12 protein-coding genes are annotated in these 14,365 nt (G+C 60.3%); 8 read left to right on the top strand and 4 right to left on the bottom strand.

What is annotated here, in order from left to right:
* Positions 1-128: 128 nt before the first annotated feature.
* The 3 genes from gcvT to gcvP all read left to right on the top strand — a co-directional run bounded on the left by gcvT (position 129) and on the right by gcvP (position 4,661).
* A complete protein-coding gene (gene gcvT, locus JQR87_RS01240; RefSeq protein ID WP_407293418.1) occupies positions 129-1,211 on the top strand; it encodes a glycine cleavage system aminomethyltransferase GcvT in 1,083 nt (360 codons plus the stop codon).
* Positions 1,212-1,288: 77 nt separating this feature from the next.
* A complete protein-coding gene (gene gcvH, locus JQR87_RS01245) occupies positions 1,289-1,678 on the top strand; it encodes a glycine cleavage system protein GcvH (protein ID WP_407293416.1) in 390 nt (129 codons plus the stop codon).
* Between the two features lie 106 nt (positions 1,679-1,784).
* Complete coding sequence (gcvP, locus tag JQR87_RS01250; RefSeq protein ID WP_407293414.1) at positions 1,785-4,661, top strand: aminomethyl-transferring glycine dehydrogenase; 2,877 nt, start codon at positions 1,785-1,787, stop codon at positions 4,659-4,661.
* 60 nt (positions 4,662-4,721) lie between these two features.
* Here gcvP and yihA read toward each other — a convergent pair whose 3' ends face one another.
* Positions 4,722-5,384, bottom strand: coding sequence for a ribosome biogenesis GTP-binding protein YihA/YsxC (gene yihA / locus JQR87_RS01255; protein WP_407293413.1), 663 nt, complete (start codon positions 5,382-5,384; stop codon positions 4,722-4,724).
* Positions 5,385-5,647: 263 nt separating this feature from the next.
* Between yihA and JQR87_RS01260 the strand changes: the two genes are divergently transcribed.
* From JQR87_RS01260 to JQR87_RS01280, 5 genes are all read left to right on the top strand, one after another.
* Complete coding sequence (locus JQR87_RS01260) at positions 5,648-6,280, top strand: c-type cytochrome (RefSeq protein WP_407293411.1); 633 nt, start codon at positions 5,648-5,650, stop codon at positions 6,278-6,280.
* Positions 6,281-6,463: 183 nt separating this feature from the next.
* Positions 6,464-7,093: a thiol:disulfide interchange protein DsbA/DsbL gene (locus JQR87_RS01265; RefSeq protein WP_407293409.1), complete on the top strand. Its 630-nt coding sequence runs from the start codon at positions 6,464-6,466 to the stop codon at positions 7,091-7,093.
* Positions 7,094-7,100: 7 nt separating this feature from the next.
* Positions 7,101-7,970 (top strand): endonuclease/exonuclease/phosphatase family protein, encoded by an 870-nt coding sequence (locus JQR87_RS01270; protein ID WP_407293407.1) that lies wholly within the window; start codon positions 7,101-7,103, stop codon positions 7,968-7,970.
* Positions 7,970-9,826, top strand: a complete 1,857-nt coding sequence (locus JQR87_RS01275; RefSeq protein WP_407293406.1) for a GGDEF domain-containing protein — start codon at positions 7,970-7,972, stop codon at positions 9,824-9,826. Before JQR87_RS01270 ends, JQR87_RS01275 begins: the two co-directional genes overlap by 1 nt.
* Before the next feature lie 143 nt (positions 9,827-9,969).
* On the top strand, positions 9,970-10,746 hold the full coding sequence (locus JQR87_RS01280) for an N-acetylmuramoyl-L-alanine amidase (protein ID WP_407293404.1): 777 nt from the start codon (positions 9,970-9,972) through the stop codon (positions 10,744-10,746).
* An 8-nt stretch (positions 10,747-10,754) separates the two neighbouring features.
* On the opposite strand, the gene JQR87_RS01285 is transcribed toward JQR87_RS01280, so the two are convergent.
* From JQR87_RS01285 to algB, 3 genes are read right to left on the bottom strand one after another with little or no spacing between them, the layout of a single operon-like run.
* Positions 10,755-11,162 carry a DUF1330 domain-containing protein gene (locus JQR87_RS01285; protein ID WP_407293402.1) on the bottom strand — a complete coding sequence of 136 codons (408 nt, stop codon included), beginning with the start codon at positions 11,160-11,162 and terminating at the stop codon, positions 10,755-10,757.
* A gap of 33 nt (positions 11,163-11,195) precedes the next feature.
* Complete coding sequence (locus JQR87_RS01290; RefSeq protein ID WP_407293400.1) at positions 11,196-12,983, bottom strand: KinB sensor domain-containing domain; 1,788 nt, start codon at positions 12,981-12,983, stop codon at positions 11,196-11,198.
* Complete coding sequence (gene algB, locus JQR87_RS01295; RefSeq protein WP_407293397.1) at positions 12,980-14,326, bottom strand: sigma-54-dependent response regulator transcription factor AlgB; 1,347 nt, start codon at positions 14,324-14,326, stop codon at positions 12,980-12,982. Before algB ends, JQR87_RS01290 begins: the two co-directional genes overlap by 4 nt.
* Between the last annotated feature and the right edge of the window lie 39 nt (positions 14,327-14,365).

Below are 14,365 nucleotides of genomic sequence, written 5' to 3' on the forward strand. Positions count from 1 at the left end.
ATCGCCTTACAGTGACCTGTCACACCCTTGAGGCTACAATGCGCGCCATCAAAAACGTCGGGCCTAGTGCCAGGCTCTAATAAGCTCTACCCACGCCGCTTCGGCGACCTGCCCGGAAGGAGAAACCCATGGGTCAGCGTACTCCCCTCTATGATCAGCACCTCGCACTTGGCGCCAAGATGGTCGATTTCGGCGGCTGGGACATGCCGCTGCATTACGGCTCCCAGGTAGAAGAACATCATCAGGTGCGCCGCGATTGCGGGGTGTTCGACGTCTCCCACATGACGGTAGTGGACGTCCATGGGGTGGATGCCAAGGGCTATCTTCAGCGCCTGCTGGCCAATGACGTAGACCGTCTCGGGCAGGTCGGAAAAGCACTCTACACGGCGATGCTGAACGAGCGTGGAGGCGTGGTGGACGACCTGATCGTTTATCTCGCCGAAGAGGGATATCGCCTCGTCGTCAATGCCAGCACCCGCGACAAGGATCTGGCCTGGATGCAGGCGCAGGCTGAGGGCTTTGCTGTAGAGGTAACCGAGCGCCCCGAACTGGCGATGCTGGCAATCCAGGGGCCACATGCGCGGGTGCGTACCGCAGAGCTGGTCAGTCAGTCACGCGCGGCGTTGATCCAGGAGCTCAAGCCATTCAACGGCCGCGCAGTAGGAGACTGGTTCATTGGTCGCACGGGCTATACCGGCGAGGATGGTTTGGAAATCATCCTGCCGGCCGAGCAGGCGCCAGATTTCCTCAGCGAGCTGGTTGGTGCCGGCATCCCGCCGATCGGGCTGGGCGCCCGTGACACCTTGCGCCTGGAGGCGGGCCTGAACCTCTATGGCCAGGACATGACGGACGATGTCTCGCCGCTGCAGGCCAATATGGGCTGGACCGTGGCGTGGGAGCCGGCTGACCGTGACTTCATCGGCCGCGCCGCGCTTGAAGCTCAAAAAGGGCGAAGCGACCTGCCGAAACTGGTCGGGCTGGTCCTTGAAGAACGCGGCGTGCTGCGGGCCCATCAAATCGTGCGCGTCAATGGCATGGGCGAAGGCGAAATCACCAGCGGCAGCTTTTCGCCTACCCTTGGCAAAGCCATCGCGCTTGCGCGTGTTCCGGCCGGTGCGGCGGACCGCGCCGAAGTGGAAATCCGCGGCAAGTGGTATCCCGTGCGCGTGGTACAGCCGACTTTCGTGCGTCACGGCAAAGTACTGGTGTAAATTCGGCCAACTGTAATCTTGCTACGGGCTGCCAAGCTTGTTTAGCGCCCATAACAGAGCTTTTTGAGGACCTACGAATGAGCGACATCCCCAGCGATCTGCGTTACGCCGCGAGCCACGAGTGGGCCCGTCTCGAAGCCGACGGTAGTGTAAGCGTCGGTATCTCCGACCATGCCCAGGGAGCGTTGGGCGACGTCGTGTATGTGGAGCTGCCGGAGATCGGCCAGCAGCTGACGGCGGGGCAACAGGCGGGTGTGGTGGAGTCGGTGAAGGCCGCTTCGGATATCTACGCGCCAATTTCCGGCGAGGTAGTCGCGATCAACGACCAGCTCACCGATTCGCCGGAAGCCGTGAACAGCGAACCCTATGGCAGCTGGTTCTTCCGACTTCAGCCGAGCGATGCCTCGGAACTGGAGAAACTGCTCGATGCGGAAGGTTACAAGGCCTCCTGCGACACCGAAGCCTAAGCGTTTAATTCAGAAGCCCCGTCGCGCTGGCGTATGGAAACCGATCGAAGTCGATTTTCGTGGCAGCCCGCATATCGGGGCTTTCCTTTTTTCGAGAGAAGCAGTGATGTCCCAAGTGCCGCGCCTTTCCCAGCTTCAGCAACCTGACGCCTTTCTGCGTCGCCACCTTGGCCCTGATGCGGCTGAACAGCAGGCCATGCTCGATGCGCTTGGCTTGTCCAGCCGTGAAGAATTGGTCAAGCAGACCGTGCCGCCGGCGATTCGTCTGCAAGGAGAACTGGCGCTGCCGGCCGCGCTCGACGAGCAGGGTGCGCTGGCGCGGTTGCGGGGCTACGCGCAACAGAACCAGCTCTGGACCAGCCTGATCGGCATGGGCTACCACGGCACCATCACGCCCCCGGTGATTCTGCGCAACGTCTTGGAAAATCCAGGCTGGTATACCGCTTACACGCCGTATCAGCCTGAGATTGCCCAAGGTCGCTTGGAGGCACTGCTGAACTTTCAGCAACTGACCATCGACCTCACGGGGCTGGACCTGGCAAACGCTTCGCTGCTGGACGAAGCCACTGCGGCAGCGGAAGCCATGACCCTGGCGCGCCGGATGGCCAAGAGCAAGAGCAATTGCTTCTTTGTCGATGAAAATTGCCATCCGCAAACGCTTTCGGTGGTCCAGACGCGTGCCGAAGCCTTTGGTTTCGACCTGGTGGTCGGCGCGCTTGAGGATATCGCTGCGCACGACGTATTCGGTGCATTGCTTCAGTACCCCGACACCCATGGTGAAATTCGCGATCTGCGCCCGGCAATCGAGGCGCTTCACGCCAAGCAGGCACTGGCCTGCGTTGCGGCCGACCTGCTCAGTTTGCTGTTGCTGACACCCCCCGGCGAACTCGGCGCAGATGTGGTGCTTGGTTCAACCCAGCGATTCGGCGTGCCGATGGGCTATGGCGGTCCGCATGCGGCCTATTTCGCCACTCGTGATGCCTTCAAGCGCGCCATGCCCGGTCGCATCATTGGCGTATCCAAAGATGCACGCGGCAACACGGCGCTGCGCATGGCACTGCAGACGCGCGAACAACATATCCGTCGCGAGAAGGCCAATTCCAACATCTGCACTGCTCAGGTACTTCTGGCCAATATCGCCAGCTGCTATGCCGTCTACCATGGTCCGGAAGGGCTCAAGCGCATCGCTCAGCGCACCCATCGACTGACGTCCATCCTGGCCAGTGCGCTGGAAACGAAAGGCATCAAGCGTGCTAATCAGTATTTCTTCGACACGTTGACGCTCGAGGTGGGCGGAGCACAGACGGCCATCCTCGAAAGTGCCCGGGCGGCGCGTATCAACTTGCGGATCCTCGGTCGCGGCAAACTCGGTGTCAGCCTCGACGAGACCTGCAGCGAGCAGACCGTGGAGCAGCTGCTGTCGGTCTTCCTCGGAGCGGATCATGGCCTGGAGGTTACAGCGCTGGATGCTGCCGATGTCCCGAGCGGCATCCCTGCTTCGCTGCAACGCAGCAGCGATTACCTGACTCACCCGGTGTTCAATACCCACCACAGCGAAACCGAGATGCTGCGTTATCTCAAGCAGCTGGAAAACAAGGATCTCGCCTTGAACCAGGCGATGATCCCGCTGGGCTCCTGCACCATGAAACTGAACGCGACCAGCGAAATGATCCCGATCACCTGGCCGGAGTTCGCCAATCTGCATCCTTTCGCACCGCAAGAGCAGGCTCAGGGCTACAAGCTTATGATCGACGAGCTGGAAGCTTGGCTCTGTGCGATCACTGGTTTCGACGCTATCTCGATGCAGCCAAACTCCGGCGCTCAGGGCGAGTACGCCGGTTTGGTGGCCATTCGCAAATACCACGAGAGCCGTGGCGAGGGGCAGCGTGACATCTGTCTGATCCCGTCATCAGCGCACGGCACCAACCCGGCGTCGGCCCAGATGGTCAGCATGCGCGTGGTGATCGTCGAGTGCGACAAGGCCGGCAACGTCGACCTTGAAGATCTCAAGCGCAAGGCCGCCGAAGCAGGCGACAAGCTGTCCTGCCTGATGATCACTTATCCCTCGACGCATGGCGTGTACGAAGAAGGGATTCGCGAGATTTGCGAAGCGATCCATGCCCAGGGTGGCCAGGTATACATGGACGGCGCCAACCTCAACGCCCAGGTCGGTCTGGCGCGGCCAGCCGATATCGGTGCCGACGTATCGCACATGAACCTGCACAAGACGTTCTGTATTCCGCATGGCGGTGGCGGCCCGGGCATGGGGCCGATCGGTATCAAGGCGCACCTGCAGCCGTTCGTTGCCAACCATCCGGTGATCGAGTTGCAAGGACCCAACCCGGAGAACGGTGCCGTCAGTGCAGCCCCATGGGGAAGCGCAAGCATTCTGCCGATCAGCTGGATGTACATCGCCATGATGGGCCCCCAGCTGCGTGAGGCGACCGAGGTTGCGATTCTAAGCGCCAACTACTTGGCGATGCGTCTCGACGAGGCCTTCCCGGTACTCTATAGCGGCCGCAACGGCCGGGTGGCGCACGAATGCATCATCGACCTGCGGCCACTGAAGGCGCAGACCGGTATCACTGAAGAAGATGTCGCCAAGCGCCTGATCGACTATGGATTCCATGCGCCGACCATGTCGTTCCCTGTTCCCGGTACGCTGATGATCGAGCCTACCGAGAGCGAGTCAAAAGCCGAGCTGGATCGATTCGTCGAAGCGATGCTGAGCATTCGTGCCGAGATCGACAAGGTGGAAAGCGGTGGATGGCCTGCTGAAGACAACCCGCTGGTACGCGCTCCGCATACGCTGGCTGACGTGACCAACCTGTGGGATCGTCCCTATAGCATCGCCGAGGGGGTAACGCCGAGCGCCCATACTCAGGCGCATAAGTACTGGCCTGCCGTGAACAGGGTCGACAACGTGTTCGGCGACCGTAATCTGTTCTGTGCTTGCGTGCCGGTCGACGATTATCGCGACTGATCACGCTCCGCCCGCTCTGACCGTTGGGTTAGAGCGGGCGGTAACGCCATTGCAAAGGTATCAGCCCTCTTGCGAAGGCTCGTCGAGCGACTCATCGCTCTCTTCGCCAATCATCCCCAGCAGCTGCGCCAAGACCAGCTGCGCTTCTTCGACGCCCTGCCGCTTCGGTGCTGAGAACAGCTGTACGCTAACTCCGTCTCCCCAGCCCTTGCGGATGTCACGCTGTATCGCCAGCAACGCGTTTTTCGCGGCGCCAAAGGCAAGCTTGTCAGACTTGGTCAGCAGGATATGCAGCGGCATCTCGCTAGCGTTGGACCAGTCGAGCATCATTCGGTCAAATTCGGTCAGCGGGTGGCGGATGTCCATCATCAGGAACACGCCGGCGAGGCTTTTGCGGCTGCTCAGGTAGGCCTCCAGATGCCGTTGCCAATGCTGTTTCAGCGGAATCGGGACCTTGGCATAGCCGTAACCCGGAAGGTCCACCAAGCGATGGTGCTCATCAAGGCTAAAGAAATTCAGCAGTTGGGTGCGTCCGGGTGTCTTCGAGGTGCGAGCGAGGCTGGCATGGGTCAGCGTATTCAGCGCACTGGATTTGCCCGCGTTCGATCGACCGGCAAAAGCAACCTCCAGGCCCTCATCGGCCGGGCATTGATCGACCTTGGCGGCGCTGGTCATGAAGGTGGCTTGCTGGCAGAGGCCAAGGATCGGGTTTTTCGAGGGCATGGGCTTTCCAGGTAAGTGCGCAGGGGTGCGGCAATGGTTCATTTCCGTTTCAGAGGCGCCAGTATATAATGCCGCAGATTTTGTGTGCGCTTTGGTCTAAAAACGAGGCCGGGCAGCCGGTCCGCTGGGGTTTTTCGTTGCAAGCGCGTGGCTCTTGCGCCAGGTCGAAATTCACCCTTTCATAACGAGCGTCGCCATGGCCGTGAGCGGTCGGACTGCCGAATAAGATTTCTTTAAACCCTTAGCCGTAGTTGGATGAGCTGATGAACAAAGTACTCGTGAGTCTGCTGTTGACCCTTGGCATCACCGGTATCGCCCACGCGGCTGGAAATGCAGAAGCAGGAAAAGAGAAGGTTGCCGTTTGTGGTGCCTGCCACGGCGCTGACGGCAACAGTGCTGCACCGAACTTCCCGAAGCTTGCCGGTCAGGGCGCGAACTACCTGTTCAAGCAGTTGCAAGACATCAAGGTCGGCAGCAGTCCTACCGCTGAGCCCGGTGTCGGCCGCAAGGTTTTGGAAATGACTGGCATATTGGATCCCTACAGCGAACAGGATCTGCAGGACATCGCGGCGTACTTCGCCAGCCAGAAAATGACCATTGGTTCTGCCGACCCGGCTTTGGTTGAGCTGGGAGAGCAGCTGTTCCGTGGTGGCAAACTTGAATTGGGCATGCCGGCTTGCTCCGGTTGCCACGCACCGGACGGCGTGGGTAACAACCTGGCGCGCTTCCCGCGTTTGGGCGGTCAACATGCCGCCTATACGGCCAAGCAGCTGACCGATTTCCGCGAAGGCGACCGCGACAATGATGGCGATACGGCGATCATGCGCACCATTGCGTCGAAGCTGAGCAACAAGGAAATCCAGGCCCTGTCGAGCTACATCCAGGGTCTGCACTGATCGCGAACCGATCGGCCTGCAAGAGGGCGTTCAGGACATCGGCCTGAACGCCCTTTTTTTGTTTTTGCTCTCGCTATAATGATTGTCAAGATATTGAAAAGCGGCGGAAAGCGCTGGCGAGCAAGAATGAATTGCTGCAGCCTGTGGCGCTATCGGTTAGCCGTTCATTACAAGGGAGTCACCATGCGTAAACTCATTCTCAGTGCCGTACTCGTCACAGCCAGTCTGTTTGGTCTTTCAGTCCAAGCGGCCGAGTTCCAGGCGGGCAAGGAATATGTCGAGCTGAAGAACCCGGTACCAGTCGCTGAGCCCGGCAAGATCGAAGTGGTCGAGCTGTTCTGGTATGGCTGCCCGCACTGCTATCAGTTCGAGCCGGTGATCAACCCCTGGATCCAGCAACTTCCAGAGGACGTGGACTTCAAGCGCATTCCGGCCATGTTTGGAGGCGTGTGGAACGCGCACGGCCAGATGTTCCTTGCGCTGGAGTCGATGGGCGTCGAGCAGAAGGTTCATGATGCCGTGTTCAACGCTTACCACCGTGACGGCAACAAGCTCGACACGCCGGAAAAGATGGCTGATTTTCTGGAAGGACAGGGCGTCGACAAGCAAGCTTTCCTCAAGTCCTACAACTCGTTCGGCGTGAAGAGCCGTGCCGAGCAGGCGAAAAAGCTGGCGATGGCTTATCAGATCACTGGCGTGCCTGTCATGATCGTCAACGGCAAATACCGCTTCGATATCGGCTCTGCCGGTGGCCCTGAGCGGACGCTGGAGGTTGCCGACTTCCTCATCGAAAAAGAACGCGCAGCCCGGTAATCAGCCCATGTTACGCCGCTGGACTTCACCACGCCTGGCCGGACCCGGTCAGGCACGGGTCAATCCACTCTGTCTGGATGCCAGCGGCCTGCCCTGTAACGGCCGTTTGCGCCTGTTGAGCTTCAATATCCAGGTCGGCATCAACACCGAGCGTTACCACCATTATCTGACCCGCAGCTGGCAGCATTTCCTGCCGCATCCAGGGCGGGCGCGGAATCTTCAGCGTATCGGCGAGTTGCTCGGTAACTACGATCTGGTGGCGCTGCAAGAGGCAGACGGCGGCAGTATGCGCTCGGGTTACATCAATCAGGTCGAGCATCTCGCCCAACTCGGCGCTTTTCCTTATTGGTACCAGCAGCTCAATCGCAACCTTGGGCGCTTTGCCCAGCACAGCAATGGCGTGCTGAGCAGGGTGGAGCCGCAGGGGTTGGAAGACCATCCTTTGCCGGGGCCTTCGGGGCGTGGTGCCATTCTGCTCCGCTTCGGTGAAGGCGAAGACGCTCTCGTCGTGGTAGTGATGCACCTAGCCTTGGGGGGCGGTGCACGAACGCGCCAGTTGGCCTACATCCGCGATCTGATCGGCGGCTACCGCCATCACATTCTGATGGGCGATATGAACACCCACGCCCGTGACCTGCTGGAACATTCACCGCTGCGGGATTTGGGCTTGCAGGCGCCACAAATCGAGGCGACCTTTCCCAGCTGGCGCCCACAGCGTTGCCTGGACCATATCCTGTTGAGCCCCAGCCTGACGCTTGAGCGCGTCGAGGTACTGGCTCCGGGGACTTCGGACCATCTGCCAGTCGCTGTAGAGATTCGATTGCCCGACGCGCTGCATCGCGCCGATGCATTGCCGGTACCGACGGATAGGAACTGATGAGCGACGACGCACAACGCTGGAAAGAAAAGTACCTGCAGCAGCTGGAGCAACAGGAACAGCTCGAAGGGCGATGGAATACGCGTCTGGACTTGCTCCGTCGCAGCCTGGTGCGCAGCAGCTTTGCCGTGGATGGCGCCGACCCGGCCGTCGAGCGCTGCATGCGTGAGCTGCGTGACGTTCTGCGCGATGATGTCCAGGATGATCGTCTGGGTGCGTTGGTCCCTCGGCTTGAGCGCGCAGTGCTCGACACTGAACGCAGCAAGCAGGAGCGTCTCAAGCAGCTGACTGACGCGCTTGGCCGGCTTGTTTCGCAGCTGCTCGAACTACCGCTGCCCAGCGAAGTTCGCCAGCCGATCAAAAAGTTCTCCCGTCAGTTGGGTGAGCGTGCTGCCCAGTCGCGCGAGCTCCCCGGCCTCTTGAGCGAGCTTAGCGAATATCAGGGCCAGGCCTTAGCAGCCCAAGCGACCAACACACCCAACGCTGTTGGCTTTCTGGGCCGCCTGTTCGGTCAGCGCGAGCGGCTGGCCGATGCGGTGCCGAACCCTGACGGCGAGTCGCGCTCACCTGTCTCGAGTATCGACGAGCCACTGCAGATGAAGAAGTCGGTCGATCGACCGGAATCGTTAGATCAGGCAAATCAGCCAGCCGACCCAGCTCCGGGCGAGGCGACGTCTGAATCGTCCGGTTCTGCTGTTGAAGTTTCGACAACACAGGCTGAGGCCGAGGTATTCCCGAAGACAATCGCAGACGCGATCACACACCAAGCGGTGGAAGCCTACCGGCTGCCGCCATCGCCGGAACAGGCCTACAGCGCGATTGCCGAGCGTGTCGAGTCGACTTTGCTCAGCCTGCTCGACGATCTGCGTCTACCCGAACAGCAGCAGCAGGTTCAAGCGCAGTCGATGCGCGAGCGGATTCAGCTGGGACTGAACTGGTACGAGCTGGTGCCGGTACTGGATGATCTGGCTCAGCTGATGCTCGCGGTCGCCGCTCAGGGGCAGCAGGAGTTCGAGAGTTACCTGAATTCGCTCAATGAGCGGCTGGCGACCATGCAGGACAGCCTTGGCGCGGCCCGCGAAGGGCACGTGCAGAGCAAGGAAACGGCTCAGGCGCTGGATGAAGAGTTGCGCCAACAGGTAGGCGGTCTGCAGGACAGCATGCTCGGCGCGAAGGATCTGCCGAGCCTGAAGCAGGCAGTTCAGGTGCGGCTGGATGGGCTGCTCGAAACCGTCGATGCGTATCAGCGCCAGCGCAGCGAGCATGAGCAGGCGTTGAGCGAGCGCCTCGGCACGCTTGTCGAGCGTGTGGCGAGTTTGGAACAGGCTGCGACCGGGATGCGTGAGCACCTTGAGGAGCAGCGGCAGAAAGCGCTGCAGGATCCGCTTACCGCTCTGCCCAACCGAGCTGCCTGGGATGACAGGCTGGAGGTTGAAGTGGCGCGACAGCAACGCTACGGTGGCCAGTTACTACTAGCCGTCCTTGATGTCGATCACTTCAAGCGCATCAATGATAGCTATGGTCATCTGGCTGGCGATCGGGTGCTGAAGATCATCGCCAGTGAACTGCGAAAGCGTTTGCGCAAGACTGACTTCATCGCCCGCTTCGGAGGCGAAGAATTTGCCCTGCTGCTGCCAGAGACGCCTATCGTTGCGGGCGTTCAGCTACTCGATAGCCTGCGCTCAGGGATCGAAAACTGTCCGTTCCATTTCAAGGGCGAACGGATTCAGGTAACGCTGTCAGGCGGACTGGCAAGCTTCGCCGCAACTGATCGAGCCGATCAGGTATTCGAGCGCGCCGATCAGGCGTTGTATCGGGCCAAGGATGCCGGTCGCAACCGTATCGAAGCGAACTGACCGGTCGCGCTGGGAGCCGCTGGGGCGGCTCTGTATAATTCCTCATTCGTCCGGCGCCATTCTTACGGCGCCCTTTGCGGGTCTTCGCACGGCCCGATCTGAGCCCGAGTCTGCGTCATGTCGCTGTCGACCAGAGGTTCCTTATGAAAGCCTTGATCATTGCCGCGTTTGGCCTGCTGCTTGCCGGTTGTGCCAGCGGGCCACGTATCGATACCCGCTATACCTCACTTGGCCAGGACAGCCGCGCGCAGTTCATCGTCATCCACTACACCTCCAGTGACTTGCAGCGGTCACTGGAGATACTCAAGGGGGACGGCGTCAGCAGCCATTACTTGATCGGCGAGCGCCCTGCGACCATCTACCGTCTGGTCGACGAGAGTCGTCGCGCCTGGCATGCCGGCGACAGCCAATGGAACGGTCGTACTTGGCTTAATTCCAGCTCCATCGGCATCGAGTTGGTGAACCGCGGCTATATCGATGGGCCCGATGGGCGCCTCTGGTATCCCTACTCCGACGAGCAGATCGATGCCCTGATTGTGCTACTGAAGGACATCATGCAGCGTCACGGCCTCAAGCCCGGCGCCATTATCGGGCACAGCGACATTGCGCCGCAGCGCAAGGTCGATCCGGGTCCGCTGTTTCCCTGGAAGCGCTTGGCAGACGCTGGCTTGCTGCCCTGGCCGGATGCCGAGGCCGTAGCGCTTCAGCGCAGTATCTTCGCGACGGCATTGCCAGATGTGGCCTGGTTCCAGGCGCAATTGGCCGAGCAGGGTTACAAGGTGCCTGAGCACGGCTACCTCGACCTGGAAACACGCAATGTGATTGCAGCATTCCAGATGAAGTACCGTCCCACGCGCTTCGATGGTGAGCCGGACGCCGAAACCGCAGCGCTGCTGGCGGTGCTGAATGCAGCAGGCTGAGGCCTGGTTCAGCTGCGGGGGTTGCAGCCAATCAACCTCGAGTCAGCGAGTGCCGCGGTGCGGTGAATCGTAGCGGCTAGATAGTCGGGGTCCGCCAGCATGGCCAGAAAAGCTTCGGGGGAGGGGTAGCGTACCAGCAGCACTTCGTCCCAGTGCTCCTGCTCCGGCGCGATTAACGCAACACGGGCGTTGGCCATGATTTCCACGTCGCCGCCAGCGGCGCGTACTTTCTGTATCGCAGTCCTGCTATAGCGCGCATAGGCCTCTCTGCCAGAGCAGGGTTGCTGCCCACTCTCAGCAGGGTAGGCGGCCTGATCATTGAAGCGAAGCAGGTTGAGCATGAGGATCGGCTCGCCGGCTGGCATCTGCTCGGCGAAACGTTTCAGTTGCTCCTGGCTGGGATTGAGGCTGGGCATGGTCGGTCCTTTAGGTCTACAGCCCTGCCAGGCTCAGATGGGCAGGGCGATGTAGAAGATGGTGCCGTGACCGATCCGCGAATGCACGCCGATACGACCACCATGCAGCTGAGCGATTTCCTTGCATAAGGCAAGGCCCAGTCCAGCACCGCCCCGACGGCGACCAATCTGCACGAATGGTTCGAAGATCCGCGCCTGTTGGCTATAGGGAATTCCTTCTCCGTTGTCCTCGACGCTCAGGATGACGCGCTCGCCGTGGTGCCGAGCCAGCAGGCGGATCTCGCCGCCGTCCGGCGTATGACGCAGTGCATTGCTGAGTAAATTGTCGAGCGTCCGCTCCATCTGTTGCATGTCGAGCAACAGGCTGGGCAGCGGCGTCTGCAGCTCCAGCTTGATTTCGATGTCGTTCTGCGCGGCACTTGCCTGGAAACGCTGCCGTGCCTGCTCCAGAAGCACGGCCGGGTCGCACGGTACACGCTCGAGCTTCTGCTGACCGCTCTGGTAGCGCGAAAAATTCAGCAAGTCATTGATCAGCGTAACCAGGCGCTGCATCTCTTCATGGACAGTACTGAACAGGTCGGCCTCGCGGCTGTTGTCCGGGTAATGGGTTCGCTCACGAAGCAGGCTGAAGGCCATCTGCATACCCGTCACTGGGGTGCGAAGCTCATGCGAGGCACGCAGTACGAACTCGTTGCGAACGCGTTCGAAGGTGCGCTGATCGGTCACGTCATGCAGCACCATCACCGCGCCGCTGATGCGGCCGTCGTTATGATTCACTGGGCTCATGCGCCATGACAACAGGCGGCGTTCGCCGTCGGCTTCGATGACCAGATCTTCCGGCGGGCCTGACAAGGGCTGATCATCGAGTACGAGTCTCGCCGCTTCGTCCAGCTCCGGATAGCCCAGCGCCTGGCTGAGTGTCGATCCGATATGTTCGCTTTCCCATGCCAGCTGACGCTGCGCGACGGGATTGGCATGTTCCAGACGGCCCTGGCGGTCGATAATCAGCAAGCCGTCATCAATGCTATCGAGCAGCGCCTGCAACCGCTGTTGGCCGTTCACCAGTGCTTCAACGTTGGTTTGCTTGAACTGATGAAGGGCCTGGGCCATCAGGCCGAAGCGGCGGATCAGCGAAGACAGTTCGGCGATCGGCGATGTCGGCAGGTCTATCTTGAAGTCGCCGCGACCGATCTGATCAGCCACGCTGGAGAGCTGCTCAATGGGATCGCCGAAGCGGCGCGCAAAGCTATGTGCGGTGACAAAGCCGATCAACAGGACCGCCATACCAGTCAAGCCGAGCAGGCCGGCAAGCAGCTGTGCACGTTGGCGGCTGCGGATTTCGGTGTCTCGAATCTGAGTGTAGGCGGCCTGTTGCATGTCGACCATCAACTCGCGAACACGGTTGAAGGACTGACTGAGGGGGTTGTCTTCCAGCAGTGTTGCGTTCAGGTTCGATGGCGTCTCAAGCTGCACGGCAAAACGGGTGTAAGAATCGCCAATGGCCTCATAGGCTTTACGGTCCTGTTCGTCGTTGGCTTCGGCCATGCCGCGCGCCAGTGCGTCCAGAAACACCTCTCGGGATTGGGCAAGGGCGTCCATGTCGCGCTCTTCGCGTACAAGTAACAGCAGCTGATTCCCTATAGCCCTTCGCAATTGTTGATTGACCTCGATAACGCCGAAGTTATCTCGGATCAGCCTTTCCTGGCTCTGCGCCATCTGCACCACGCTGACGAGTGCGAGCAACAGCCCGAGCAAGGCCACGGTCATCAATGCCGAGAAACCCAGAAAGAGCCGGGTTCTCAGCTTCATCTGGATTTTCATAGGCCGTACTGCTTGCGTTTTCGATAAAGCGTCGAAGCGTCGATGCCAAGGATCCGGGCGGCTTGTTCGAGGGTGTCGCTGGTGCTCAGTACGCCTGAAATATGCGCTTTTTCCAGAGCTTCGAGGCTAAGCGGCTCGCCGATTCGCGGAGCATTACTCACAGCTTGATCGGCCAGGCCCAGGTGGCTGACTTCGATCATGTCCTGTGGACAGATGATGCTGGCGCGTTCCACCACGTTGCGTAACTCACGGACGTTGCCTGGCCAGCGATAGGTTTTGAGAGCCGAGATGGCGTTGTCGCTGAACCCGCGGGCGGGGCGGCCATAACTTTTAACGAAAAACGCCAGGAAGCGTTCGGCGAGCGTGACGACATCTTCTGGGCGTTCCCGCATGGGCGGCAGGTTGAGGGTGATTACGTTCAGGCGATACAGCAAGTCTTCCCGAAATTTGCCCTCGCGCACCATCTCTTCCAGGTTCAGGTTGGTCGCCGCCAAGATGCGAACATCGGCACGTCGGGTGACAGGGTCCCCCACGCGCTCATATTCCTTATCCTGAATGAAACGAAGCAATTTTGGCTGCAACGCCAATGGAAAATCGCCGATCTCGTCAAGGAAGAGGGTGCCGCCATCAGCCTGATTGACTCGTCCCAAGGTGCTTTCGGTGGCGCCTGTAAAAGCACCCCGGTTATGGCCGAAGAGCTCGCTTTCCATCAGGTCGGCGGACAGGGACGGGCAGTTGATGGTGATAAACGCCTTTTTCGCCCGACGGCTCCAGTTGTGAATAGCCCGCGCGAGTTCACCCTTGCCGGTACCGGACTCGCCGAGGATGAGGATGTTTGCATCGGTATCGGCTACCTGACGGGCCGTTTCCAGCACACCCATCATCGCCGGGCTGTATGAGCCCAACGCATCGCTGCGTTTCTGCACTTCTCCCTCAAGCGCTTCGAGTCGTGCGGCCATCTGCCGGACTTCGAGCTGCTTGGCAGCGGACAGCCGCAGCTGCTCGGGGCTGCAAGGCTTGACCAGATAATCGGCAGCTCCGGCCTGCATCGCATCCACGGCGGTATCGACGGCCGAATGCGCCGTGACGATCACCACACGCATCCAGGGCGCAAGGACGCGCATTTGCTGGAGTACATCAAGCCCATTGTCTTCGCCGAGTCGCAGGTCGAGGAAGCACAGGTCGAACACCTGACGCTGCAGGATCGCTTCGGCCTGCGAGGCGCTTGCTGCGGTGACCACCGTATACCCGCGGTCTTCCAGGCAGTAGCGGAACGTGCGCAGGATCGCTGCCTCGTCGTCTACCAGAAGAATACGGCCACCGGCGTCGGTCGTTTGGTCCATGAATGCTCCAGTCAGGCAAAAGCGTGTGAATGTTTGGCG

It is taken from the genome of Stutzerimonas stutzeri (assembly GCF_051028275.1).
GTDB lineage: Bacteria > Pseudomonadota > Gammaproteobacteria > Pseudomonadales > Pseudomonadaceae > Stutzerimonas > Stutzerimonas stutzeri_AS.